We start from the raw sequence: 23,208 nt of genomic DNA on the forward strand, positions 1-23,208 counted from the left end.
CCAAGCCTCTCCCCCGCCGAGCCACCCACCCGCCAAGCCGCCCACTCGCCAAGCCGCGCGCCCGCCGAGCCGCCCACTCGCCGAGCCGCCCACCCGCCGAGCCACCCGCCCGCCAAGCCGCGCGCCCGCCGAGCCGCCCACTCGCCGAGCCGCCCACTCGCCGAGCGCTCCGCGCTACGTCGTGTCGTGGTTCCGTTCCGCCTCCGCGATGCGGGCCACCGTCTTGAGGAAGCTGTCCGGGTTGAGCGAGATGGAGTCGATTCCCTCCTCCACCAGGAAGGCCGCGAATTCGGGGTAGTTGCTCGGCGCCTGCCCGCAGATGCCGATCTTGATGCCGGCGGCGTGAGCCTTCTGGATGGCCTCGCTGATCATCAGCTTCACGGCGTCATCGCGTTCGTCGAAGAGGGCGGCAAGATCCTCGGAGTCGCGGTCGACACCCAGCACCAGCTGGGTCAGGTCGTTGGAGCCGATCGAGAAGCCGTCGAAGCGCGTGGCGAACCGCTCGGCCAGGATCACATTGGCCGGGATCTCGCACATCATGTAGATCTGCAGTCCGGCCTCGCCGCGCACCAGCCCGTTCTCCGCCATCACCGCGAGCACCTTGTCGGCCTCGGTCGTGGTGCGGCAGAACGGCACCATCACGATCACGTTGTCAAAGCCGATCTTCTCCCGCACCTGCTTGATCGCCCGGCATTCCAGGGCGAACCCCTCCCGGTAGCGCTCGTCGTAATAGCGTGAGGCACCGCGGAAGCCGAGCATCGGGTTCTCCTCCGAGTGCTCGAAGACCGACCCGCCGATCAGGTGCGCGTATTCGTTGGTCTTGAAGTCGCTCATCCGCACGATCACGGGGTCCGGGTGGTAGGGCGCGGTCAGCTTCGCGATGCCGAGCGCGAGCGCCTGTACGAAATATTCCTTCGGGTCCATATAGCCACGGGTGAGCTCTTCGATCTGACGGATGGCGGACCGGTCGGTGACCCGCTCCGGGTGCACGAGCGCCATCGGGTGGATTTTGATCAGGTTGTTGATGATGAATTCCATCCGGGCCAGCCCCACACCGTCGGCCGGTAGCCGCCACCACTCGAACGCCGCGGCCGGGCTGGCGATATTGACCATCACCTTGGTGCGGGTCTTCGGAACGGTGCCGAGGTCGATCTCCTCGGTTTCGAAGGCCAGCTGACCCTCGAAGACGTAGCCCTCGTCGCCCTCGGCACAGGAGATGGTGATCAGCTTGCCATCCGTGAGCGTGTCGGTGGCGATGCCCGTGCCCACGACGGCCGGCACGCCCAGCTCGCGGCTGACGATCGCGGCGTGGCTGGTGGGACCTCCGTGGTCGGTGACGATGCCGGCCGCGCGGGTCATGATCGGCACCCAGTCGGGGTCCGTCATCTCGGTGACCAGGATGGCGCCGTCGACGAATTTCTCGATGTCGGCCGGGTCCTTGATCACGCAGGCCACGCCACTCGCGATGCTGTCGCCGATCGCGACCCCGGTCACCAACAGCGGCCCGGTTTCGGTGAGGGTGCTCACCGTGAACCGGGTTCCGCTCGCCTGCGAGTGCACGGTCTCCGGACGCGCCTGCACCAGGAACAATTCGCGGGTCACACCGTCTTTGGCCCACTCCATGTCCATCGGGCGGCCGTAGTGGTTCTCCACGATCACGGCCCAGCGCCCCAGTTTCACGATCTCTGCGTCGGTCAGCACGAACGACCGCCGCTCGCGCTCGGGGGTGTCGATGGTTCGGGTGCGGGCGCTACCGCCCTTGGCGTAGACCATCTTGCGGGCCTTCTCGCCGAGGGTCTTCTCGATGATGGGCGTGGCGCCGGGTTGGTCGAGCAGCGCCTTGAACACCAGATATTTGTCGGGATTGACGGTGCCCTGCACCACCGTTTCGCCGAGCCCCCAGGCGGCGCTGATCACGGCCACGCCCGGAAAGCCGGTGTCGGTGTCGATGGAGAACATCACCCCGGAGCCGCCGACGTCGGCTCGGATCATCCGTTGCACGCCGATCGAAAGCGCCACATCCAGGTGGTCGAATTTCTTCACCTCGCGGTAACTGATCGCTCGGTCGGTGAACAACGAGGCGTAGCATCGGCGGCAGGCGTCGAGCAGGTCGCGCTCGCCCGTCACGTTGAGGAACGTCTCCTGCTGCCCGGCAAAGCTGGCATCGGGCAGGTCCTCGGCGGTGGCACTGCTGCGCACGGCCACGGGCAGGTTCGGGTGACCGGCCTTCTCCGACAGCTCCCGATACGCGGCACGGATGCCGTCGGCGACGTCCGCGGGAAACTCACCTCCCAGGAACAGCTCGCGCAGAGCCTCACCCGTGACGCGCAGCGAGGCGCGGCCGGCGTGGAACAGGTCCAGTTGGCGCCGCAGTGCCGGTTCGATCTCGTTCGCCGCGATGAACGCGCGATAGGCGTTGGCGGTCGTCGCGAACCCGTCCGGCACCTGCACGCCGTCGTCGCTGAGGGCACGCACCATCTCGCCCAGCGACGCGTTCTTGCCGCCGACCTGCGGAATGTCGCCCAGACCGATCTCGTTGAACCACACCACACTGCTTTCGAACATTGTTCGTCTACCCCTCTGTGAAGGTCCGGCCCATATCCCCGGGTCGTGCCACGTAGTGGGCAACCTACTCCCCCGACTGTGGCCCCGGTGAGTTGAGCCGCACCCCGAGCGAATTCGACGGAGATTTTGCCCAAAACGACCCCGAGCAGGCTGAAAAGCCGCCTTTCCTCCAGAATCTCCGTCGAATTGGTTCGACGCCGGGCATCCGTCCTGGCCGTGTGCCGCCGGGCATCCGTCCTGGCCGTGTGCCGCCGGGCCGCCGCCAATGTCAGTGGCTCCTGAGACTCTGAAGTACTCCCCACGAGGGAGCCTCAACCAGGAGGTACAGATGACTGATCCCAACTACACCGCTCTGCTGCTCGTGATCGACCGGAGCGGCTCGATGTCGAGCATCCGTGACGACATGGTCGGCGGCCTGACCGCGATGCTTGCCGAGCAAGCCGCTGAGCCGGGCCTGCTCACCGTGGACGTCGTCACCTTCGACGACGAGATCGAGCACACCCACACCCTCGCCGCCCCGAACGAGATCACTATCGAACTCGACCCCCGTGGCATGACGGCCTTGCACGACGCGATCGGCATCGCCGTCACGGGGTTCGGCGAGACGCTTCGGGTGCTGCCCGAACACGCCCGCCCCGGCACCGTGCAGGTCGTGGTCGTGACCGACGGCGGCGAGAACTCGAGCAGCGAATACTCCGCGGCTGCCGTGCGCGCCCTGATCAACCGGCAGACCGAGACGTACAGCTGGGACTTTGTGTTCCTCGGCGCCAACCAGGACGCCGTGCTCACCGGTGCCACGCTCGGCTTCGACGCCGCCAGCTCCATGACGTTCGCCGCAGCTCCTGGCGAGGTCGCCGCGATGAGCGCGAACCTCGGTCGTTACGTGACGGATGTGCGCAAGAAGGACAAGCGCGGCTTCACCGTCGAGGAGCGCGCCGAAGCCGGCGGTGAGGCCGTGTAGACAACGATTCCGCGTCTGAAGGAGCCCGGCGCAACTCAGCCGAGCGGCTCAGGCGGGCGCAACTCAGCCGAGCGGCTCCGGCGGGCGCAACTCAGCCGAGGGACTCAGGCGGGCGCGGCTCGGCCGACGCCTCGTCCAACTCCAACGCGAGGCCGAGCGGCGCGGCCGGAGCCATGATGCGGTTGCGGCCGGCGGCCTTGGCGGCGTAGAGCTGGGCATCGGCGACGTCGACGAGTTGATCAGAACCACCGAGTGGTCCGGAAGCGCAGCCTCCGCTGACGGTGACAGCGATCCCCACGCCCGCCGCGACGATGGGCGTCGCCGCGACGACCCGACGGATGCGGTTGGCCACCGAGAGGGCGCCGGCCAGGTCGGTGCGCGGCAGCACCACGAGGAACTCCTCGCCGCCCCACCGTCCGGCCACGTCCCCATCGCGCAGCTCCTGCCGCAGCCTCTCGGCGAACACCGCGAGCACGACATCGCCCGCGGGATGCCCGTAGCCGTCGTTGACGCGTTTGAAGTGGTCGATGTCCAGCAGCAGCACGCTCAACGGATCCCCGTGGCGCATGGCGCGCGAGTGGTGGTGGGCGAGTTCCTCCTCCAGGTGACGTCGATTGTGGAGGCCGGTGAGCACATCCGTGCGACTGAGCAGGTCGAGTTCGGTGTTGCGCTGGCGCAGCTGGTCCTGCAACTTCTTGACGTGCGCGGCCGCGGCGACCCGGGCTACGAGCTCGGCCGGCTCGAACGGCTTCTTGAGGTAGTCGTGGGCTCCGCCGCGCAGCCCCCGCAGCACACTCTTCATGTCGGTGAGTGTGGTCAGGAAGACCACCGGGAGGTCCCGAAGCAGCGGGTCGGCCTTGAGGATCGCCAGCACCTCGTAGCCGTCGAGCCCCGGCATTTCGATGTCGAGCAGGATCACATCCGGCGGCGATTGTCGGCACCGGTCGAGCGCGTCCAGACCCTCCATGGCCTCGACGACGGTGTAGCCCTCCAGTTCGAGGTGCGAACGCACGACGGCGCGGATCACGAGCGAATCGTCCGTGATCAGCACGGTGATCCCGGCCCCCGCCTCCCCGGTCACAGCACGGTCTGTCACAGCACCGCCGGTCACAGCCGCGCCGCCAGGGCCTGCGGGTCGGCGACGAGCATGAGTTCACCATCCGTGTCGAGCGATCCCGAAACGAACGCACGCCCGTGGCCCGTCGGCAGCGGCCGGATCTCGGCTTCTTCGATGCGTCGTAGCCCGGAAACGCTGTCCACGAGCAGCCCAAACGTTGTCTCGGCGCTCTCGACGACGAGCACGTGGCTGCCGCCGTCGCCCAGCGCCGACATGACCGTCAAGGGCACGGCGCCAGGCAGAATTCCGACGATATCGAAGGCGGCACCCGGCAGAGAACGGATGCCGTCACTCGTGCGCACAGCGCGGGTGGACTCCACGGGAAGGCAGTACGCATCCCCGGCAGCCCGGAAACAGACCATGGTCATCATCAGCTGAACTCCTGCTGTTTGTCGGGCCGCCAGGCGACGGACTGGCCGGTGGCGGAAGGCACCGCGTCGGAACGCGCGGTCTCGGAACGCGCCGCGTCGGGCTGCCGGCCGTCGAGCAGCGCGCGCAGTTCGGCCGCGTCGTAGCCGCCGACGGCGGCGCTGATCTGAGCCGGATCCGACTCGAGCAGGGCACGGCGGGAGGCCCCGAATGCCCGGTGTGCGGAGGCCTGGTCGCCGACTGCTTCGAGGGCGAGGGCGAGATGCAAGTGGGCAAGCGCGTCGTCCTGGGCGAGGTACACCCATTTGCGGAAGAGCACGACGGCGGCCTGGTCGTTACGCGCCGCGAGGGCATCCTGCCCGTCCCGCACCAGTCGGGCGATCGCCGCGGAGTCGTCCGCAACGTCGGCCCCAGACCCGAACCCGGCCCGAGACCCGGTTTCAGGCTCACTCTCAGCGCCAGCCGCCGAGGGCAGCCTCAACACCGATCCCGCCGCCACCGACCCGGCGGCCGGCATCGCCGACACCACCGCGGGAATGGCTCCCTCCTCAACCCGCGGCCGGTAGGCATACGCACCGCCGATCCGCACGGTTTCGTAGCGGTCACCGATCGACCAGATCGTCTCGGCCGCCCCGAGGAACACCCACGCGGTGGGCAGGGCGTTCGCGATCCGGTCGAGGAAGATCCGGGCATGCTCGGTGGAGAAGTAGATCAGTACGTTGCGGCAGAACACGACCTGGCTCCCGCGCGCCTGATCGGGGACCGGTGCGATCAGGTTGTGGTGCAGCGTGCTGACCCGGTCCCGGAGCGACTGGTTGACCTGCCATTCCAGGCCGGCGCGGGTGAGGTGGCGCTTGATGCGTGTGGGTGTGAGGCCACTGATCTCTCGGTCCGAGTAGCGCGCGGCACTCGTGCGACGCAGCGCCGCGGTCGACACGTCCGTGGCGATCACCGAGCCGTCGATCCCGAGTTCCTCCAACAGCATCACCAGGCTGAACGCCTCCTGGCCGTTGGCGCAACCGGCGCTCCAGATCGTGAGCGGCGGGGTCAGCGTGGGCAGGATCTCGCGCATGAGCACGTCGAAATGCTCGGGGTGACGGAAGAACCCCGTCTCCTGCACGGTGACCCGGTTGAGCAGGGCCTGGCGCAGCGTGGTGCTGGTCGTGAGCGCCTGAATGTACGTCTCGGCATCCACGGTCAGGCCGGCGGCCTCGTCACGGATGCACCGGCGCAGCCGGGCACGCAGGGTCGGCTCCGGCTTGAGCCCGACCGCGGTGCGGAGGAGTTCGGCCACCCGGTCCACGATGGTCTCCGACGGGTCGCCGCTGCTCATGACCACACCGGCGTCACGGCGCGCAGGATCTCGTCGGCGAGCTGATCGGGCGGCAACAGACTGGTGACCGCGCCGAGGCGGTGGGCGGCCTGCGGCATCCCGAAGACCGCGCAGGAGGCCTGGTCCTGACCGAAGGTCTTACCACCACGGTTGCGCAGCTCGAGCAGCCCCCGGGCGCCGTCGTCGCCCATGCCGGTCAGGATCACGCCGACACCGGCCGGCCCGGCGTGCTGCGCCACCGAGCGAAAGAGCTCATCGGCGGACGGCTGGTGGATCGAGACGGGAGTGCTCGCCAGCTCGAGGCGCAGGTTAGCGGCCAGCCTCAGGTGGGTTCCACCCGGAGCGAGATAGACGCACCCGGCCCGGGCGATCTGGTTGTGCACGGCCATTTCCACCGGCAGCGCGGAATCGCGGCGCATCCAGTCGAAGAGTCCACCGGTGAAATCCGGATGCAGGTGCTGCACCACGAGCACCGGCGCGCGCAGTCCGCCGAGCCCGGCCAGCACCGTGGCCAGAGCCTTGGGGCCGCCGGTCGATGCGGCCAGCGCCACGACCGCGCGCTGCACTCCGCCGCGCGGCGGCGCATCCGAAGCGGTACCAGCCGAACCCGCAGCAGTAGCCGCAGCACCCGCACCCGGACCCGGACCCGGAACGCTCACACTCCGCAGTTGTCCTCCGCGCGGATGCCGGATCACATGCACCTTGCTGAGTTGGCGAACCGTGTGCCGCAGAGCGGCTTCGCGCTCGGCGTTCCAGACGCCCGGCAGCGGCAGGGCCTCGAGTGCCCCGGCGACGAGGGCCTCGGTGGCTGCCGCCGAGTGCCGATCCATGATCAGGGCGGAGAGCACCAGGATGGGTGTGGGAGCGTGTGCCATCACCTGCCCGATGAAGCACTGGCCGGCGGCGTCGGCCGTGCTGAGGCCGAGAATGATCACGTCGGGCATCTCACTGAGCACCCGGGTGAGCACGGCGTCACCGGTCACGCTCTGGCCGAGCAGCACGATGTCTCCCTCGTGCTGCAGGGCGCGGGTGAGCGGACCGGCCTGGGTGGGAGAGTCCTCCACGAGCAGTACCCGGATCGGTGTGCCGGGCTGTGCCTTCATCATGTTCTCTGGCCAATCAGTCGGTTCACGGCGGTGAGCAGGCTTCCGGCATCGAAGCCGCTCTTCGGGATCAGCCCGTCGGCGCCGGCGTCGAGGCCGCGCTGCCGGTCCGAGTCGCTCGAGCGGGAGCTGAGGATCAGCACCGGGATATTCGCCAGTGCCGGATGCGCGCGCACCGCCTCGGTCAGTTCGAACCCGTCCATGTTCGGCATTTCAATGTCCGTGAGGATCAGGTCGCTGGGTTCCTCGGCCAGGCGCGCCAGGGCATCCGTGCCATCGACCGCGACCCTGACCTGGAAACCGGCTCGTTCGAGGATGCTGCGCTGCAGTTCCCGGATGGTCAGGGCGTCGTCGACGACCAGGATGCGCTGGGCGCCGGTGCCGGCGGCCGCGGCATCCGGTTTCCGCGCGCTCGGGCCGCGGCCCGCCTGCCGGGCGCGTTGGATGAGGCCGGGCGGGTCGAGCACGATCAGAATGGAGCCGTCGGGTTCGACACTCGCGCCCGCGACCGCGGGAAAGTGCGCCAGCAGTCCGTTCAGGCCTTTGACCACCACGTCACGCTGGCCGACCAGGCGATCCACCTGGAATCCGTGGCGCCTGGCGGTGTCGGCGAGCACCACGATCGGGCCGGTCCCGGGCCGTGTTCCCGCCTGTGTTCCAGCCGGCGTTTCCGCCTGCGTTCCCGGCTGTGTGGCAGGCAGGCCGACGGTGTCGGCGAGGATGGAGACCGGCACCGGCTGGTCCTCGACGAAGATCACGGTGCGCCCCTCGACGCTGGACTGGGTTGCCGGGTCGAAACGTCTGGAAAGCACTACGCGGTGAAAAGGCAACGCGAACCGCTGACCGCCCGCCTCCACGAGCAAGCAGCGCATCACGGCGAGGGTGATCGGCACGATGATCCGGAACTCGGTGCCGAGCCCCAGTTTGGAGCGCACCTCGACCCGGCCGTGCGCCGCCTCCACGTTGGCGCGCACGATATCGAGGCCGACCCCGCGACCCGAGACGTCCGTAACGAACGTGGTGGTCGACAGCCCCGGGTGGAACACCAGGTGCAGGAGGTCGTCCTCACTGAGCCCCGTCGTGTCGATCCCCTGGCGTTCGGCCTGCTCCCGCACGCGCAGGGTATCGATACCGTCACCGTCGTCGGTGACGGCGATTATCACCTCAGAGCCCAGCTGCATCGCGTGCAGACGGATGGTTCCGCCCACCGGTTCGCCGGCCTCCGCCCGCACCGCGTCGGCCTCGATGCCGTGGTCGACGGCGTTACGCACCAGGTGCAGCAGTGAGTCGGAGAGTTGCACCAGCACACCGCGGTCGAGTTCGGTGTCGGCGCCGCGCACCTCCCAGTGGATGGTCTTCCCCTGCGCACGCGACAGGTCCCGCACCGCCCGCTGAAGCTTGTCGGTGATGGTGGACAGCGGAACCATGCGTGTGCGCAGGGCCCGATCCTGCAGTTCGTTGAGGGTGCGGGACAGGTCGTTGAACTCGGTGTTCAGGGTCGGGTCGACGCCGAATTTCTCGGTCAGCATCCGGCCGACGCGCAGGTGAGCGGATGCCGACTCGCCGATCAAGCGCACCAGCTCATCGAGCCGTTCCATCGGCACCATGACGACACCGCCCACATCGCGGGCTCCGGCAGCCTCGGCGGCGGCCGCCCCGGGGGCGACGGGCGGAACGTCGGCGGCGGACGGCAGGAGGACCTCGAGCTGCACCAGCTCACTGCCGGCCGGCGGATCGGGCAGCGACTCGGGCTCCGCCGCGACCGGCAGGCCCGCGACCGGCAGGCCCGCGATCGCCTGGCCGAGCCGGTCGGCTCCGGCGAGCAGAGTGTCGATGATCACCGGCGTGACCACCTGGGTTCCCGCACGAAGGCCCTCGACGATCTCCTCGAGCCCGTGCGCGATGGCGCTCACCTGGTCGAGGCCGGCCATGGCCGAGGACCCCTTCAGCGTGTGCAGTTCCCGGAAGATGGAGCGAATCAGGGTTTCGTCGTTGCGGGTCTGTTCGAGTTGCAGCAGCAGCCGGTCGAGGTGCGCGAGGCGCACCTCCGCTTCCTGGGAGAACAGCTCCCGGATCTGGTCCAGGCCGAGCACGCTCATGCGTCCACGCGGCTCGGGGCGACGATCTCACTGCTCGGGGCGCGCCCGAACCGTTCGGCGGCGAGCAGGGTGTCGGGGTCGAGGAGCACAGCCACCCGTTCCCCCACCCGGAAGGTTCCGGCGGTGCCGACGAGTTCCGACGGACCAATCAACCCGTCGAGCATGGCCCGCCGGGGGAATCCCGTCACGGCCAGGCCGAGCAGACCGTGCCGGGTCTGCAGCACAACGGCGAAGGCGACCGCATCGATCACCGGCAGGCCGAGCAGGGCCGCCGTGTCGAGCAGCGGCACGATCTGGCCGCGCAGGTTGAACAGGCCGAGCACGAGCCTGGGTGCGGTGACCAGCCGGGTCAGCGGCGGGGCCGCCACGACTTCCCGGACCCGATCGATCGGAACGGCGAAGAGATCCGGTCCGACCGGGAGGAGCACGGCGTGCACGGATGTCATCGGCTGCTGCTGCCGGCTCCTGCGGTGGACTCGAGATTGTGGGCAAGGTCGGCAAGGTCACCGGCGGAGTCCGCGATCTGCTGCGCCGTGATCGAAACCTGGCGGCTGGCATCCGTGAGCTGTTCCATGGTCTCGACGACCTGGGCGGTGGCACTGCGCTGCTGCTGGGTGGTCAGGCTGACCTGGCCGTTGGCATCCGTCACCGCTTCGAGCAGTTGCAGTCCCTGCTGCATCTGTTTGGCACCCTTTTCCATGGCCATCACGGTGGCGTTGGTTTCCCGCTGCACGGCCGTGACGATCACGGCGATGTCGCCCGCAGAGGTCTTCGAACGTTCGGCCAGGCGGCGCACCTCGTCGGCGACCACCGCGAATCCGCGGCCGTGTTCGCCGGCGCGGGCCGCTTCGATGGCGGCGTTGAGGGCCAGCAGGTTCGTCTGGTCGGCGATGTCATTGATCAGCACCAGCAGAATGTCGATGTCGTTGACCCGGCCGGCGAGGGCGAGGGTGCGTTCGCTCGACCGGATGAAATCGCCTTCGGCCCGCTGGAGGTTATGCCGGGTTTCCGTGGTCTGGCGGGCGACGGCGTCGACGGTGTCCGCGATGGCGACCGACGAGCGGGCGAGTTCCTCGGTGGTTGCGGTTGCCTGGGTGACCGCGGCACTCTGCTGGGTGGTGATCGCCGCCAACTCGTCAGAGGATGCCGACAATTGCGTGGCCGCAGCATTCACGTCGACCCCGGCCGAGCCGAGTTGGGCGATGAGCTGCTGGGAATTGGTGAGCATGGCGTTGAAGGATTCCGCCAGCATGCGCAGTTCCACGGACCCGGTGGGGGTGGCGCGAGCCGTGAGGTCACCCCGCTCGACCCTCCGGGCCACCGCGGTCAGCCGGTTGACGGAACGGGTGGTGCGCCAGGCGAGCCCGATCGACACGGCGACGGCGAGTGCGGCGCCGACCGCGACCAGGAGGATGGCCCGCTCGCGCTGGGCTTCGACGGGGGCCAGCACGCTACTCGCGCGTTCCCGTACGATGAGCACCCAATCGAGGCCGTAGACGGTGTCAAAACCGCCGATCAGGTCGACGCCCTCCTGGTTGGTGTAGCGGGCGGAGCCGGGTTCACCACTTTTCGAGGCCAGTCGGATGGCGGCGTTGTCCACGACGGTGCTCAGCACCCCGCCGGCCAGCAGAGCCGCGTCATCGGTTGCCGCTGACAGGCTCGCGTCGTAGATCAGCCGCTGGTCGGCATCCACGACGACCACGCCCTCCGTTGACCCGAGGTCAGGGTCGAGCAGGCCGGGCAGCATGCCCGGGTCGAGGTTGGCAACGACGACGGCCAGCACGGTTCCGTTGTTGCCGAGCACCGGCTGGGCTAGAACCCACTCGATGCGGTCGCCCCTGCGCAGCATGGAGGTGAGCACCCGGTCGCCGGCGAGCGCGGTGGCGAACCAGTCTTCGCCGACCGTGGCGAGGGCGCCGTCGGGGCGACTGGTCGACAGAACGGTGCCCGAGGGATCCACTATCTGAACCAGGGTGTAGCCGCCGAACGGTTTGTCAATGGCCGCCAGCCGGGCCGTGGTGGCCGGGGTGTCGAACTCGGTGACGGTTTGGGCGATCAGTTTCAGGTCGCTGTGGCGCTCGGCCACCCAGTCCTCGAGGCGCAGCGCGGCCGCGCGCGCGAGGGTGACGCCCTTGCGTTCGGCGGCCGTGGACAGGCTCGCCGATGACTCGGTCGTCAGGAGCACCGCGAGCACGATCATGAGCGGCACCGAAACCAGCAGCATGGCCGAGACCATCTGCACGCCGAAGCGGCGGGGAAGGGAACGCCAGCGGCGCCTCGCGTGCGTTGCCATGTTCTCTTACCGGTCCTTAATTCTGCGGCTGTGCAATTCCGTGCCTGCGTCGATGCAGTCGTTGAGGGCGGTGTTTCCGCGTGAATCCGACGTTCTAAAAGCTGTGGGCCGGGCACCTGCGCGCTGGCCGTTCAGAGGTGTGAAACAAGCATGCGATCGAGAACCGAACCCGAATCGATTCCCGATCGCAATGCCATATCAGGACAAGATCCCTAATCTTGCCCGGCTTCCACCGTTACAGTCGCGCGCCTACCCAAGGGGACGACGTGACGGAGGTTTTGTCCACCGCGCCACGAGGGGACAGAGCCAGGCCTGGACGGCCGCATCTCGTGTCGGCCTCGAGGGAGGTGAAGTTCATCTGGGGCGGTTCCTTCTCATTCGGTAGGCCGGCTAACCCGAGGGTTCCGTGCCTTTGCGACCCCGCCTCACGACGAGTGTGCCCTTGCGATTGACGTGAAAGTGACCGTCTCTCCAGCGACCAGTAGGTCACCTGAGAAAAACTTATCAGTCCGATTCGGCGCACAACCGCCCCGGCGAGAATAATCGCCTCCGAGAATCCCCCCAAATCGAGGGGCACGGCCACCAGCGCGAAAGATGATGCCTTCCGCGGCGCGATTTCTCCGAAAACGGCTTCTAGCACCAAACCTGGGCCCGGGCTAACGTTGCAGACGTGGGTCAGCCGCTCGCACTGTTCCGTTCGTACTGCCAAGGGGGTCTCCATGACAATCACCACCGACGATGCCTATGTCGCCACCGCACAAGCAATCGCCATAGCCGCACATGAAGGCCAGGTCGACAAGCTCGGCGCAGCGTACATCGACCATCCCCGTCGCGTTTCCGAGCGCCTCAACGACCCGCTCGAGCAGGCCACCGCCTGGCTGCACGACGTGCTCGAAGACTCGAGCATCACCCGCCACGACCTGCTCGAGGCCGGCATTCCCGGCGGCGTGGTCGAGGCTGTCACGGTGCTCACCAGAACGGATGCCGTCAGCGACGCCGATTACTACGCCGGCATCCGCGCCAACCCGATCGCTCTCGCCGTGAAGCGGGCGGACATCGCCGACAACCTGGAGCCCTGGCGCGTGGAGCAGCTGGACGCCAGCATGCAGGTGCGGCTCGCGGCGAAGTACGGGGCGGCGCTGGCCGCGCTCAGCTGAGGCCGCCTGGACGGCGGTGAGGCGACAGCTTTGGGGTGTGGCGGCATCCGTGCCCCCAAAGTTGTCGGCTCGCGGCCGGGTGAGGGTCAGGACGAGTAGGTTATGGGAACCGCGAAGGCCTCGGCGCTGGCGAACTCGATGCCGACGAACGGCTCGTCACCCACGACACGGGCGTTGTGGCCCGGCGGGATCGTGTATGAGTCTCCGGCCGAGATGGTGGCCGCAGTGCCGTCGTCCAGCACCGTCTCCAGCGTGCCGGAGACGCAAAAGCCCACGTGCAGCAGCTGGCAGGAATCCGTCTGGACGATGGGCCTGATGCAGTCCGCCCAGGTCCAGCCGGGCTGCATCGTCAGGCGTCCGATCGTGTATTGCCCCAGTCGATTGAGATCGAGGTTGGTCTTCTGCGGCGTGCGGCGTTCGTCGGGTGAGTCGAGAGACTTGACCCGCAACTCGTGTTCTGTGGCAGACATGGGTACTCCTTCGTGCCTCTGGAGGGCCGATCGACAGGGGCCCAGACGACGCGACTCTCCGAGCGTCAACGGTCTGTGCGCAGATCAGGGTAGCCCCGAAGAGGTGAGGGCGAAAGCGGTCTAGGCCTCCATGTCGTCGTGGGTGACGATGCGGCCCAGCTCGATGCCGCCATCCGGGAGCTGCCAGAAGTGCATGCGGCGCGCGGCAGGAGTGTTTTGCTCGATCGAGACGCGCATGCAGCGCGCGCCGTCCCAGCGCAGCAGGTGTGGGTCGGCCGGCCCGGCGCCCTGGCGCAGTGCGTGCAGGTGCCTGCCCTGGAGGGTCTTCACCCGGCCGGTCAGCACATCCACGGATGCCTTGAACGCCTTGGCCAGCTGGCCGTCGTCGAGCCCGGTGAGAGATTCGGCGAACCGCTCCCCCAGCACGTAACTCTGCGGCAACTTCCACTCCTCGCGGTCCGATTCCGGAACCCGGTCGACCCAGGCCAGGAGGATCTCGTGCCGCACCCAGCCGGACGGTTCCTCCCAGGCGCCTCGCCGCGACTCGTACTCACTGACCGCGGCATGGGCGGGGGCGGTGCGGCGGGATTCGCGCAGCATCCGTCGTTGGGCGCGCTGGTCGTCGCGCAGCTCCGCTACCGTGTGGCGCAGGGTGGCGAGTTCGACGAGGGTGTCCCGCAACTGCATCTGGGCGGAGCGGGCCTGCTCACGGAGCTTGGCGATGTCGGAATCGGTGGCGCCGGCCTCAACCAGCTGGGTCTCCAGCCGCACGATGCGTGACTTCGCCTCGGCGAGGGACAGTTGGGTGGACTGCAGCGCCGAATGCGGCGCGGGAGCCGGAGTCGGCGTGACCCGGAACGGGATGGCCCCCGTCGTGGCCGGGCGCAGGGCGTGCACGCGCCCGGGCCCGGGCGACGGGCGCGGGTGCAGGCGGTCCGATGTCGGTCCGGCGGTGATCAGGGCGGAGGCACCGGCAGCGCCCGCCGAACCGAAGAGCCCGGCAGCACCGGCAGCAGGGCCGGCCGCGACGAGGTCGACCACCACCCGATGGCCCGTCGATGCGGAGGCTCCCACGAGCGCGGGTTGGCCGTCGAGTTCGACGACCGCGGCGGCGCCTTCGTCCTCCTCGACCAGAGGCAGCAATGGACGGTTCTCCTGCAGCCAGGGCGGACCGTTCCGCACGGCGCAGAGCGGCGGCAGCACCGTTTCGTCGTCGTCGACGTCGCTCAGGCACAGGTGCAGGGCACCGCTGGGCAGGTGGATGACCCGCGCCGCCACGACGTCGCCCTCGGAGAGGAGGGCGTCGACCTGGTCGAGCGGGTTTGCGGAGATGTCAGCCCGGGTGATCGTGAGGGCCAAGTGCGGGTGCAGGGCCAGAACCGCCCGCCGCGCGCTGACCTTCTGCACCAAAGCGAGGGTGATGCTGCCGTGCGGGTAGCGCCTCGCGATCGCGGCCACGGAGGGCGGCTTGATCTCGACATTGAGGCGATGGGTGGGCGCGTCGAGCGCACCCTGAATGCGCTGGCCGGGCTTCAGGGTCCAGTCGAGGGGAACCGGCGGGTAGGTCAGCTCCTGCCAGACGGTGGCCATGCCGCCGCCGTCGAGTTCGACGAGGGCGCGGGACCCACCCAACATGAACCCCTTGACGGTGCCGTTCACGGTGATGACGGATGCCGGGGCGAGCGCGAAGAGGCCTGCCTGATGCGCGTGGGCGAGGGCATCCGTCACCAGCTGATCGGTGGCATGCTGCGGGTCGCCGTGCGTGAACCGCAGCCGGGACCGGGAGAGTTCGGCGAACGCGTCGCCGACGGGGTAGGACCGGCCGGCGCTGCCGTAGACCTGGAACTGGGCCGGGAGCAGGTCGCCGAGTTGGCGGGTGAGCTCTCCGGTCCCGATCAGGAAGACGCGCGCGACGTCGCCGATCTGGCCGGCGAGCTGGTCGATGCCGATTTCGGGTACAGCAGTGCCGAACGGCGACGACACCACAACCCAGGGACGATCACGGCCCGCATGGTGCAGACCGTTAGCGAGTTGTTGCACCGCGACGCTGGTCTCAACGCGGGTATACACCACTGACTCCCCTTCCAGCCTTCGTGACGGGCTGTGAATGAAGGGTACGCCTGTCGCCTGTGAGAATGACCCCGCGCGTTAAGGTTCAGGGTGTATGCAGCCCGACTCCCCGCTTCCTCACTGGGCTGCGAGTATCTCCACAACCATCGTCGTCGCCGCGTTGAGCACGATGAAGGCGGCCACGGCCGCCGCCGCCGTTTCGAGCGGCAAGAGCACCCTGCGCTGCAGGGCGGCGCCGCGCACCTCGGCGTCGAGACGGGTGAAACCCTCTATCAGGCCCTCGCCTGACCCCAGCGGAACGTCGATCCACATGTCCGGGTCGTCCAACAGTTCGATGATGCCCAGGCGATCCGCCGGTCCCAGCACGATCGGCAGCGCCGTCAGCCACGGAACGAGTTCCTCGGCGTCGAGAACCGTCACGGGAGCCGGCGACGAGCGCACGTGGATGCTGCGCGCCCCGACGAAGACGACGAGGCCGATCACGGGAGTGGACAGCGGGCGGCGCTCTTCCAGCAGTGTCGTGACCCGCTCCGCCTCGAATTTTGCGTGGCGCAAATAGGGCACCGGCCGGGTGTCCACGAGAACGCTGCGTTGCTCCACGATCACGCGCTGGCGGCGGTGCTGCTTGGTGTTGACGGTGACGACCCCGCCGGGGCCCACCAGCACATGGTCGATGTCCCAGCCGTGCCCACCGATCGGCAGCGCGTGGAAGACCGCCCATTCCGGTGACAGTGCGGCCAGCTTCTGGCCCACCTCGATCTCACCCTGGGCACCCAGGTACCAGCCCTCGCAGTTCATGCCGAGCGGGGAACGTCCCAGAAACCGGGCCCACAGGGTTCGCGGAGGTGTGCTGCCCTGCTCGCGCAGCAGCTTCTCGATCATGAACTGGGCCGCGAAGCGCCGGCGCATGGTGGTACTTTCCAACGTCATCTGTCCTGGTCCCCCATCGTTGAGTGTAACGGCTCACCTCAACGGGTGGCACCCGCTCTGGGGCACGCCTGAACGCCCCCCCTACGATGGTGGGATGGTCAACAACATGAGGGTCGTGCAGACGCAGCTCGGACTGCTGGAAAGCCACATCAACACGATCAAAGAGGATGCCGCCGCACCCCGCGGGGTGGAGGAGTCACTCGTGGCCATCTGCACCGCACTCGACGCGCTGACGGACGAGTTCCGCCGCCGACTGCCCGAGTAGGGATTTCAGGCGGTCGCGAGCGCCGCCTGGACGAGCTGGAACACCGCGTAACCGGCGAGGGCGGTTCCCGCCGCGGCGATCAGGCCCCACAGCATCCGTCGGCGGCCCACCGAGGGAACCCGCGGGTAGAGCGCCGGGAACGGCTCGCGCAGATCGTCGGGAGGGGTGTCGGGCAGTGCTCGCCAGACGTTGGGGCTGTCGAGAAGGTCGGCCACCTCCTGCACCTCACCGGCCGACAGCACCGGATGCAGCCGCACCAACCATCGGCGCAGGTCTTGGGCGTCGAGCACCTTGACCTGCTGGGGCTTCTGCTCGATGGTCAGCAGCCCGGGCTCCACGAACACGAGCACCGGCTGCACGGGCGCGACCAGCGGCATCCGTTCTCGCACCAGGTTCGTGATGCGCTCGGCCTCGTATTCCGCGTTGCGCAGGTAGGGCACCGACTCGCCGTCGATCTGCAGGGAGTCGCGGGCGACACGGATGTCATGGATCGGGTGGCGCTTCGTGGTGATCGTGAAGATTCCGCCGGGGCCGATCACGAGGTGGTCGGTCGCGGCGTTCGGGCAGTCGATCGGCACCGCGTGCAACGCCGTCCACTCGGGCGGCAGCGACGCAAGGATGGTGCCCACCACGATCTCTCCTTCGGCCCCGCGGTACCAGGACATGCTGTCGACGCCGAGCGGGGGACGGCCGAAGAACCGAGCGAACAGCGGGCGGCGGGGCGCGCATCCCTGCACCCGCAGAAGCTGCTCGTCGACCGACTGCGCCTCGAAGCTCCCCTGCATCGTGGCACTGTCGAACGCCATCGCAAACCCCCCTTGCTGTCTCGAATCTAGCGACTGGGGCACGGGAGCACGCAGTCCCCGAAGGGGGGTATCCACGGCGTGGCGGCTGGCGCACCGCGTGCACGGAGCGACGGTGCGGGCACGGCTGCCGACACGGGTGCGGGCACGGGTCCGGGCACGGGTGCGGGCACGGCTGCCGACACGGGTGCGGGCACGGGTGCGGGCACGGGTGCGGGCCTCGCCTACAGCCAGACGTCCCGGTGGTCCGCGGCGAACTGCCGGAAGGTGGTTGCCGGCTCGCCCGTGAGCCGCCGGATCGCCCGGTTCGGGAACGCGGACACTCCGAGGCGAACTACCCGGTAGATCATCTTCTGCACGGCGATGAAGTCGGCCGGAGCGCCCTGCTCGGCCAGCCGGGCCAGATAGTCGCCGGAACTTGGCCGCGCATAGGTGATGCGGCGCCCGAGCACCTCCGAGAGGATCTCCGCCACCTGGTCGTAGTTCAGCGACTGCTCGCCGGACAGCGTGTACGCCGTGCGGAGGTGCCCCGGCTCGGTGAATACCCGCGCGGCGACCCGACCGATGTCGCGCGCATCGACGAATGCGGTGCGCGCCCGGGCGGCCGGCAGATAGATCTCGCCCTGCTCCCGGATGCCGTCGCGGTAGACGGTCGACAGGTTCTGCATGAAGAAGTTCGGCCGCAGAAACGTGTACGGGGCCCGCCGGAGCCGCAGGTGCTTCTCCACGGCGTGGTGCGGGGTGGCCGGGTTGAACTGGACGCCTTGCAGGGAGAGGAAGACGATCTGACGGATGCCGCGCTCCAGTGCCGTGTCGATCACCGGGATCAGGGTGTCCGCCACGTTCGCGATCGCGGGTGGGCGCAGCAGGAACAGCCGGTCGACCCCGGAGAACGCACCGTCCCAGCCGGTCGGGTCGGCGAAGTCGAAGGCGCGGGGCGTGCCGGCCGGAGGGTTCAGGGCGAATTCGGAGCCGGCCGGATTCCGCACCGCGGAGACGACGCTCTCCCCGGCGGAGACGAGCGCGGCGGCCACGGCCCGGCCGACCGTACCGGACGCTCCGGTGACGAGGATGGCGCCCATCAGATGACCGTCCGGGACGAGACCTCGGCTGCCGCGGACTGCACCTTCCGCAAGAGCCGGCCGAGCTCGGTGATTTCGCCGACGGTCAGGCAATCGAAGCGCGGTGCGAGGCTGCTCACGTAGTCCCGCCGGAAGTCCTCGAGTTCGTGCGCGGCGGCATCCGTCAGACGGATGATGCGGGCCCGACGGTCCGCCGGGTTGACCTCGCTCGTCACCCAACCGGCCGCACGCAGGGTGTCGACCAGCTGAGTGATCGCACCGCTGGTCACCCCGAGCGCGGCGGCGAGGCCGCCGACCCCGACGCCGGGGTCATCAGTGACGCCGGCATGGGCGGTGGCGGCGGCGTGGGCGGTAGCGGCAGTGGCGTCGGCGGCCTCCGAGAGCACGAACAGGATGTCCAGTTGGGACCGGCCCAGGGAGCGGCTCTTGAACGGGTAGTTGCCGCGCGCATTGAATTCCCGGGTGACGGAGCCCAGGGCCGCGAGCACCACGGCGAGACCCTGGTCGCGGCTTGCGGTGGAGTCGCCGCTTGCGGTGGAGTCACCGCGAGCCGCGGCGGACGAGAAGCCGGACATGGGCCACGCCTTTCATCGATTTCATTTAGTTTAGCTTCTAATGTAAACCGGCGGCGGAGGCTCGCGGTGAAGGCGCGTCGGAGACCGCCGTGGCATCGGGGCAGCCCGGAGTCCCCCAGACTGGGGGTGTGAATGCAATCAAGGTGCCCGGAATCCGAAAGTCGACTTGGATCGCGGCGGCCCTCGCCGCGACGGTGGCCGTGGGCGCCGGTGCCGCCGGAATCGCGGCCGCCGTGGGGCCGGGAGGCGAGACCACCCTGACCGACGCGGAAATGGCGCGCGCGAGCCGCGCGGCCCTGACCGAGGTCGGGCCTGGCACCGTGACGGATGCCCAGCGCGGCCCCGCCGCGCTTTCCGAGTCCGCGGAATCCGCCGGGTCCGCCGGGTCCTACACGGTCGACACCCGGCTGCCGAACGGGGTCGAGGTCGCGGTTCAGCTCGATGAGACTTTCACGGTCGTGTGGGTGAGCACACCCAGTTGGAGTGGCGACGCGGCATCCGTCGCCGAACCCCGCGTGCTGACCACCGCGGAGACCGCGAGCGTCGAACGCACGACCGCCGGGCAGGCCGCCCTGGCCGAGGTCGGCAGCGGAACCGTCACCGACTTCCGCAGGAGCAAGGCGCTCGACCACGCTTTCGAGGTGGAGGTCACCCTCGAGAACGGCACAAGACGGATGGTCGAGCTCACCGAGCGCAGCCTGGTCGTGCGCTCCGACCGCCCGACGCTGCGCTGAGCCGGCGCATCCGTCGCGGGCGCCGGGCCGCGACCGGTCGGCGCCAATCGTTAGCTCGCAGGTGATGACAAGCGGACCGGTGACAAAGTAACGTGGAGCAGTGGGACCGAAACAATGCCGGATTTACGAGTATCGGTTGCACGACTAGCGTCCACACGAACAACAATGACGTTGGACACACGCACCAGCGGCTCCACCTGAGTGAGCTCCCTCGGGTGGCGCCGCGCGTCCTGGTCGCGGCGTCGGCTGCGAGGCAGATGCAGCTCATCACCACGCGCAGCCCGTCACCGCTCGACGAGGATCCCGTCCTCGTCGCAGAAGATCGTGCGCCCGGGAGTGAACGTCACTCCGGCGAACCGGACGACGGCATCCGTGACGCCCTCGCCTGCTTTCGAACTCTTGCGCGGATTGCTGCCGAGGGCCTTCACGCCCAGCGGCATCTCCTGAATGGCCACCCGGTCGCGGATCGCGCCGTTGATCACCACGCCGGCCCAGCCGTTCTGCACCGCGAGCTCGGCGATCATGTCGCCCATCAGCGCCGTGTTCAGCGAGCCGCCACCGTCGATCACGAGCACCTCGCCGGCGGCGGGCGTCGACAGCACCGACTTGAGCAGGGCGTTGTCCTCGAAGCAGGTCACGGTGCGGATCGGTCCGCTGAAGCGGGCGCGGCCGCCCAGGTTCAGGAACTGAAGCGGCACGGATTGCAGGTCTTCACCGCGCTGGTCGTACAGGTCGGCGGTCAACAGCATTGGTGTCCTCCAGAGTTCGGTGTGGTGGCTCGTCTCCCTCAGGCTAGCGGCACGGCCGGCGAGTGGCACAGGCATCCGTCGCCCGTCATGGTCGGGAAGCAGCCGACTAGAACCTGATCTCAGTGACGGATGCCGTCACGCCGGCCAGCACGTCGGGCAGCACCTCCACGCCGATGCCCGGGCCCGTGGGCACGCGCAGGTGCCCGTTCTCTAGCACGAACGGCGCGGTCAGGTCCTCGGCGTAGTACCGGTTGGAGGCGGAGGTGTCTCCGGGCAGCACGAAGTTCGGCAGCCCGGCCAGGGCGACGTTCGCGGCCCGGCCGATGCCGGTCTCGAGCATCCCGCCGCACCAGACCGGCACGCCGTGCGCGGCCGCCACATCGTGGATGCGACGGGCCTCCAGGTAGCCGCCCACCCGCGACGGCTTGACGTTGATGATGCTGCAGGCGCCGAGGGTGATGGCCGTGGCCGCGTCCCGGGCGGACTCGATCGACTCGTCGAGGCAGATCGGGGTCGTGATCCGCCGCGCCAGGTGGGCGTGACCCAGCAGGTCGTCCTCCGTGAGCGGCTGCTCCATCAGGAGCAGGTCGAAGGGATCGAGCCGGGCGAGGTGGCGGGCATCCGCGAGGGTGTACGCGGTGTTCGCGTCGACCTGGAGGAGCAACTCGTCGCCGAAGCGCTCGCGCACGGCCCGCACGGGCTCGAGGTCCCAGCCGGGCTCGATCTTGAGCTTGATCCTGAGGTAGCCCTCCTCCAGGTAGCCGGCCACGGCCTCGAGCAGCTCGTCGATCGAGTCCATGATGCCCACCGAGACCCCGGCCGGAACCGTGTCGTGCACGGCACCGAGGTAGCCGCCGAACGAGACGCCGGTCTCCTTCAGCTGCGCGTCCAGGATGGCCGTTTCCAGCACGGCCTTGGACATCGTGTGCCCCTTCACCGGTTCCAGGGCGCCGGCGACGCGCTCGGCGGTGAGCCGGTCGCCGAGGGCCTGCAGCCGTGGGATCAGATGGTCGCGGATGACAAGATCACTGCCGTCAAGGAACTCCGAGCTGTAGAGCGGGCGCGTGTCGGCGGCGCACTCGGCCCAGCCCTCGGCATCCGCGGTTTTCACCCGCACGATCGTGATCTCCCGGGCGATCGATGTGCCGAACGAGGTGCGAAAGGGCCGCACGAGGGGAATATGCACGCGCCGCAGCTCGATGTTCTCGATTTTCATGGGAGTTCCTTCTTCGCGGGTGCTTCGGTGCGAGGCTGCTGCTTCGCTGAGGGTACTGCCCCGGTGCCGGTTTTCGGCGCCGCGACCCGGCCGCAACCGGGCGCAACCTGCCACGACCTAGCCTCTAACCCACGGACATAGACGTTCGTCAAAGGAGGATCCACCATGACATCCACCACGCAGACAGACACCACCGTCGACGCCCAGTGCGTCGAAACGGCGACCATGCGTGCCGTCGTCGTCACGACATTCGGTCAGAAACTGACCATCGAAGAGGTGCCGGTTCCGCAGCCCGGACACGGCCAGGCACTCGTCAAGCTGATCAGCTCGGGCGTGTGCCACTCCGACCTGCACGCGGTCGAGGGCGATTGGCCGGTCAAGCCCAGCCCGCCGTTCATCCCGGGCCACGAGGGCGTCGGCCGGGTCGTCGCGCTCGGTGACGGCGTCACCGACGTCGCGGTCGGAGACCTGGTCGGCAACGCCTGGCTCTGGTCGGCGTGCGGCAACTGCCAGTACTGCCGCACCGGCTGGGAGACCCTGTGCGAGGAGCACCAGAACGGCGGCTACAGCGTTGACGGCTCGTTCGGCCAGTACCTGCTGGTCGACGCCCGCTAGGCGGTGCGCCTTCCCGACGGCGTGGACCCGGTCGAGGTCGCCCCGGTGCTGTGCGCCGGAGTCACCGTCTACAAGGGTCTGAAGATGACCGAGGCCCGGCCGGGCCAGTGGGTCGTCATCTCCGGCATCGGCGGCCTCGGCCACCTGGCCGTGCAGTATGCCCGGGCCATGGGGCTGCGCGTCGCCGCCGTCGACGTGGCCGACGACAAGCTCGAGCTGGCCCGGAAGCACGGGGCCGAGCTGACCGTGAACGCCATGAACGAGGATCCGATCGAGGTCATCCAACGGGAGATCGGCGGCGCCCACGCGGTGCTCGTCACGGCTGTGCACCCTCGGGCGTTCGGGCATGCGATCGGCGAGGCGTGCCGCGGCGGCACCATCGTCTTCAACGGACTGCCGCCGGGCGACTTCCCCGCGCCCATCTTCGATATCGTGCTCAAGGCGCTCACCATCCGCGGCTCCATCGTGGGCACCCGGCAGGACATGGTCGAGGCCATGGACTTCTACGCCCGCGGCCTCATCCACCCCACCGTGCACACCCGCACGCTCGACGAGGTCAACGAGGTGCTCGACGAGATGAAGCAGGGCAAGATCGACGGCCGCGTCGTCATCGAGTACTGACCGAGGGAGTTGAGCGGGCGACGGCACGGGGGTGGTGCCGGCGCTGGAGGGGTACCGGCGCGAAAGGGGTGCCAGCGCGAG

General features: G+C 68.8%; 20 protein-coding genes, 1 pseudogene and 1 riboswitch. Of the genes and pseudogenes, 5 read left to right on the forward strand and 16 right to left on the reverse strand.

The annotated features are described in order from the left end of the window. Positions 1-174 precede the first annotated feature (174 nt). Positions 175-2,565, reverse strand: a complete 2,391-nt coding sequence (gene ppsA / locus E3T28_RS15240) for a phosphoenolpyruvate synthase (RefSeq protein WP_134432883.1) — start codon at positions 2,563-2,565, stop codon at positions 175-177. A gap of 328 nt (positions 2,566-2,893) precedes the next feature. Here ppsA and E3T28_RS15245 point away from each other — a divergent pair, with 328 nt between their 5' ends. Continuing rightward, complete coding sequence (locus tag E3T28_RS15245) at positions 2,894-3,526, forward strand: vWA domain-containing protein (protein WP_134432885.1); 633 nt, start codon at positions 2,894-2,896, stop codon at positions 3,524-3,526. A 91-nt stretch (positions 3,527-3,617) separates the two neighbouring features. On the opposite strand, the gene E3T28_RS15250 is transcribed toward E3T28_RS15245, so the two are convergent. From E3T28_RS15250 to E3T28_RS15280, 7 genes are read right to left on the reverse strand one after another with little or no spacing between them, the layout of a single operon-like run. Continuing rightward, a complete protein-coding gene (locus E3T28_RS15250; RefSeq protein ID WP_167726439.1) occupies positions 3,618-4,622 on the reverse strand; it encodes a GGDEF domain-containing response regulator in 1,005 nt (334 codons plus the stop codon). An 11-nt stretch (positions 4,623-4,633) separates the two neighbouring features. Beyond that, positions 4,634-5,014 (reverse strand): chemotaxis protein CheW, encoded by a 381-nt coding sequence (locus E3T28_RS17005; protein WP_166787060.1) that lies wholly within the window; start codon positions 5,012-5,014, stop codon positions 4,634-4,636. Beyond that, entirely contained in the window at positions 5,014-6,345 is a 1,332-nt protein-coding gene (locus tag E3T28_RS15260) for a CheR family methyltransferase (protein WP_134432891.1), read from the reverse strand. The genes E3T28_RS17005 and E3T28_RS15260 overlap by 1 nt, the downstream gene beginning before the upstream one ends. Continuing rightward, positions 6,342-7,451, reverse strand: coding sequence for a chemotaxis protein CheB (locus E3T28_RS15265; protein WP_134432893.1), 1,110 nt, complete (start codon positions 7,449-7,451; stop codon positions 6,342-6,344). Before E3T28_RS15265 ends, E3T28_RS15260 begins: the two co-directional genes overlap by 4 nt. After that, entirely contained in the window at positions 7,448-9,547 is a 2,100-nt protein-coding gene (locus E3T28_RS15270; protein WP_134432895.1) for a hybrid sensor histidine kinase/response regulator, read from the reverse strand. The genes E3T28_RS15265 and E3T28_RS15270 overlap by 4 nt, the downstream gene beginning before the upstream one ends. Further along, positions 9,544-9,993 (reverse strand): chemotaxis protein CheW, encoded by a 450-nt coding sequence (locus tag E3T28_RS15275; protein ID WP_134432897.1) that lies wholly within the window; start codon positions 9,991-9,993, stop codon positions 9,544-9,546. The genes E3T28_RS15270 and E3T28_RS15275 overlap by 4 nt, the downstream gene beginning before the upstream one ends. Next, positions 9,990-11,840 carry a methyl-accepting chemotaxis protein gene (locus E3T28_RS15280; protein WP_134432899.1) on the reverse strand — a complete coding sequence of 617 codons (1,851 nt, stop codon included), beginning with the start codon at positions 11,838-11,840 and terminating at the stop codon, positions 9,990-9,992. The genes E3T28_RS15275 and E3T28_RS15280 overlap by 4 nt, the downstream gene beginning before the upstream one ends. A gap of 377 nt (positions 11,841-12,217) precedes the next feature. Further along, positions 12,218-12,291: riboswitch (cyclic di-GMP riboswitch) on the reverse strand. 268 nt (positions 12,292-12,559) lie between these two features. On the opposite strand from E3T28_RS15280, the gene E3T28_RS15285 reads away from it, so the two are divergent. Then, on the forward strand, positions 12,560-12,997 hold the full coding sequence (locus E3T28_RS15285; protein ID WP_134432901.1) for a phosphohydrolase: 438 nt from the start codon (positions 12,560-12,562) through the stop codon (positions 12,995-12,997). 86 nt (positions 12,998-13,083) lie between these two features. Here the strand turns inward: E3T28_RS15285 and E3T28_RS15290 are convergent, their stop codons facing one another. The 3 genes from E3T28_RS15290 to E3T28_RS15300 all read right to left on the reverse strand — a co-directional run bounded on the left by E3T28_RS15290 (position 13,084) and on the right by E3T28_RS15300 (position 16,467). After that, positions 13,084-13,467, reverse strand: coding sequence for a cupin domain-containing protein (locus E3T28_RS15290; RefSeq protein ID WP_134432903.1), 384 nt, complete (start codon positions 13,465-13,467; stop codon positions 13,084-13,086). Positions 13,468-13,587: 120 nt separating this feature from the next. Further along, the gene (locus E3T28_RS15295) at positions 13,588-15,537 is read right to left on the reverse strand and encodes a S1 domain-containing protein (protein ID WP_134432905.1); all 1,950 of its coding nucleotides are present in this window, start codon (positions 15,535-15,537) and stop codon (positions 13,588-13,590) included. Between the two features lie 117 nt (positions 15,538-15,654). Then, positions 15,655-16,467: a nuclease-related domain-containing protein gene (locus tag E3T28_RS15300; protein ID WP_134432907.1), complete on the reverse strand. Its 813-nt coding sequence runs from the start codon at positions 16,465-16,467 to the stop codon at positions 15,655-15,657. Positions 16,468-16,561: 94 nt separating this feature from the next. Between E3T28_RS15300 and E3T28_RS17010 the strand changes: the two genes are divergently transcribed. Further along, positions 16,562-16,732 (forward strand): hypothetical protein, encoded by a 171-nt coding sequence (locus E3T28_RS17010; RefSeq protein WP_166787061.1) that lies wholly within the window; start codon positions 16,562-16,564, stop codon positions 16,730-16,732. Positions 16,733-16,737: 5 nt separating this feature from the next. Here E3T28_RS17010 and E3T28_RS15305 read toward each other — a convergent pair whose 3' ends face one another. The 3 genes from E3T28_RS15305 to E3T28_RS15320 form a co-directional block, all read right to left on the reverse strand. Continuing rightward, complete coding sequence (locus E3T28_RS15305; protein ID WP_134432909.1) at positions 16,738-17,538, reverse strand: nuclease-related domain-containing protein; 801 nt, start codon at positions 17,536-17,538, stop codon at positions 16,738-16,740. A 221-nt stretch (positions 17,539-17,759) separates the two neighbouring features. Beyond that, the gene (locus E3T28_RS15315) at positions 17,760-18,617 is read right to left on the reverse strand and encodes an SDR family oxidoreductase (protein ID WP_134432911.1); all 858 of its coding nucleotides are present in this window, start codon (positions 18,615-18,617) and stop codon (positions 17,760-17,762) included. Next, complete coding sequence (locus tag E3T28_RS15320; protein WP_134432913.1) at positions 18,617-19,192, reverse strand: MarR family winged helix-turn-helix transcriptional regulator; 576 nt, start codon at positions 19,190-19,192, stop codon at positions 18,617-18,619. Before E3T28_RS15320 ends, E3T28_RS15315 begins: the two co-directional genes overlap by 1 nt. Positions 19,193-19,320: 128 nt before the next feature. Between E3T28_RS15320 and E3T28_RS15325 the strand changes: the two genes are divergently transcribed. Beyond that, positions 19,321-19,926 (forward strand): hypothetical protein, encoded by a 606-nt coding sequence (locus E3T28_RS15325; RefSeq protein ID WP_134432915.1) that lies wholly within the window; start codon positions 19,321-19,323, stop codon positions 19,924-19,926. Positions 19,927-20,210: 284 nt separating this feature from the next. On the opposite strand, the gene rraA is transcribed toward E3T28_RS15325, so the two are convergent. Next, entirely contained in the window at positions 20,211-20,675 is a 465-nt protein-coding gene (gene rraA / locus E3T28_RS15330; protein WP_134432917.1) for a ribonuclease E activity regulator RraA, read from the reverse strand. A 106-nt stretch (positions 20,676-20,781) separates the two neighbouring features. Then, positions 20,782-21,891, reverse strand: a complete 1,110-nt coding sequence (menC, locus tag E3T28_RS15335; protein ID WP_134432919.1) for an o-succinylbenzoate synthase — start codon at positions 21,889-21,891, stop codon at positions 20,782-20,784. A 225-nt stretch (positions 21,892-22,116) separates the two neighbouring features. Here menC and adhP point away from each other — a divergent pair. Further along, a pseudogene (adhP, locus tag E3T28_RS15340) lies at positions 22,117-23,127 on the forward strand (alcohol dehydrogenase AdhP). Positions 23,128-23,208 lie beyond the last annotated feature (81 nt).

Origin of the sequence: Cryobacterium sinapicolor (assembly GCF_004403465.1) — a bacterium.
Classification (GTDB): Bacteria; Actinomycetota; Actinomycetes; order Actinomycetales; family Microbacteriaceae; genus Cryobacterium; species Cryobacterium sinapicolor.

Excerpts from the sequence above, each read along its gene's own strand:
- E3T28_RS15265 (WP_134432893.1), bottom strand. The coding sequence starts at position 7,451 with ATGATGAAGGCACAGCCCGGCACACCGATCCGGGTACTGCTCGTGGAG.
- E3T28_RS15315 (WP_134432911.1), bottom strand. The coding sequence starts at position 18,617 with ATGGGCGCCATCCTCGTCACCGGAGCGTCCGGTACGGTCGGCCGGGCC.
- rraA (WP_134432917.1), bottom strand. The coding sequence starts at position 20,675 with ATGCTGTTGACCGCCGACCTGTACGACCAGCGCGGTGAAGACCTGCAA.
- E3T28_RS15245 (WP_134432885.1), top strand. The coding sequence starts at position 2,894 with ATGACTGATCCCAACTACACCGCTCTGCTGCTCGTGATCGACCGGAGC.
- E3T28_RS15305 (WP_134432909.1), bottom strand. The coding sequence starts at position 17,538 with ATGGCGTTCGACAGTGCCACGATGCAGGGGAGCTTCGAGGCGCAGTCG.
- E3T28_RS15320 (WP_134432913.1), bottom strand. The coding sequence starts at position 19,192 with ATGTCCGGCTTCTCGTCCGCCGCGGCTCGCGGTGACTCCACCGCAAGC.
- E3T28_RS15260 (WP_134432891.1), bottom strand. The coding sequence starts at position 6,345 with ATGAGCAGCGGCGACCCGTCGGAGACCATCGTGGACCGGGTGGCCGAA.
- E3T28_RS15300 (WP_134432907.1), bottom strand. The coding sequence starts at position 16,467 with ATGACGTTGGAAAGTACCACCATGCGCCGGCGCTTCGCGGCCCAGTTC.
- E3T28_RS17010 (WP_166787061.1), top strand. The coding sequence starts at position 16,562 with ATGGTCAACAACATGAGGGTCGTGCAGACGCAGCTCGGACTGCTGGAA.
- E3T28_RS15280 (WP_134432899.1), bottom strand. The coding sequence starts at position 11,840 with ATGGCAACGCACGCGAGGCGCCGCTGGCGTTCCCTTCCCCGCCGCTTC.
- E3T28_RS15290 (WP_134432903.1), bottom strand. The coding sequence starts at position 13,467 with ATGTCTGCCACAGAACACGAGTTGCGGGTCAAGTCTCTCGACTCACCC.
- E3T28_RS15270 (WP_134432895.1), bottom strand. The coding sequence starts at position 9,547 with ATGAGCGTGCTCGGCCTGGACCAGATCCGGGAGCTGTTCTCCCAGGAA.
- E3T28_RS17005 (WP_166787060.1), bottom strand. The coding sequence starts at position 5,014 with ATGATGACCATGGTCTGTTTCCGGGCTGCCGGGGATGCGTACTGCCTT.
- menC (WP_134432919.1), bottom strand. The coding sequence starts at position 21,891 with ATGAAAATCGAGAACATCGAGCTGCGGCGCGTGCATATTCCCCTCGTG.
- E3T28_RS15285 (WP_134432901.1), top strand. The coding sequence starts at position 12,560 with ATGACAATCACCACCGACGATGCCTATGTCGCCACCGCACAAGCAATC.
- E3T28_RS15275 (WP_134432897.1), bottom strand. The coding sequence starts at position 9,993 with ATGACATCCGTGCACGCCGTGCTCCTCCCGGTCGGACCGGATCTCTTC.
- ppsA (WP_134432883.1), bottom strand. The coding sequence starts at position 2,565 with ATGTTCGAAAGCAGTGTGGTGTGGTTCAACGAGATCGGTCTGGGCGAC.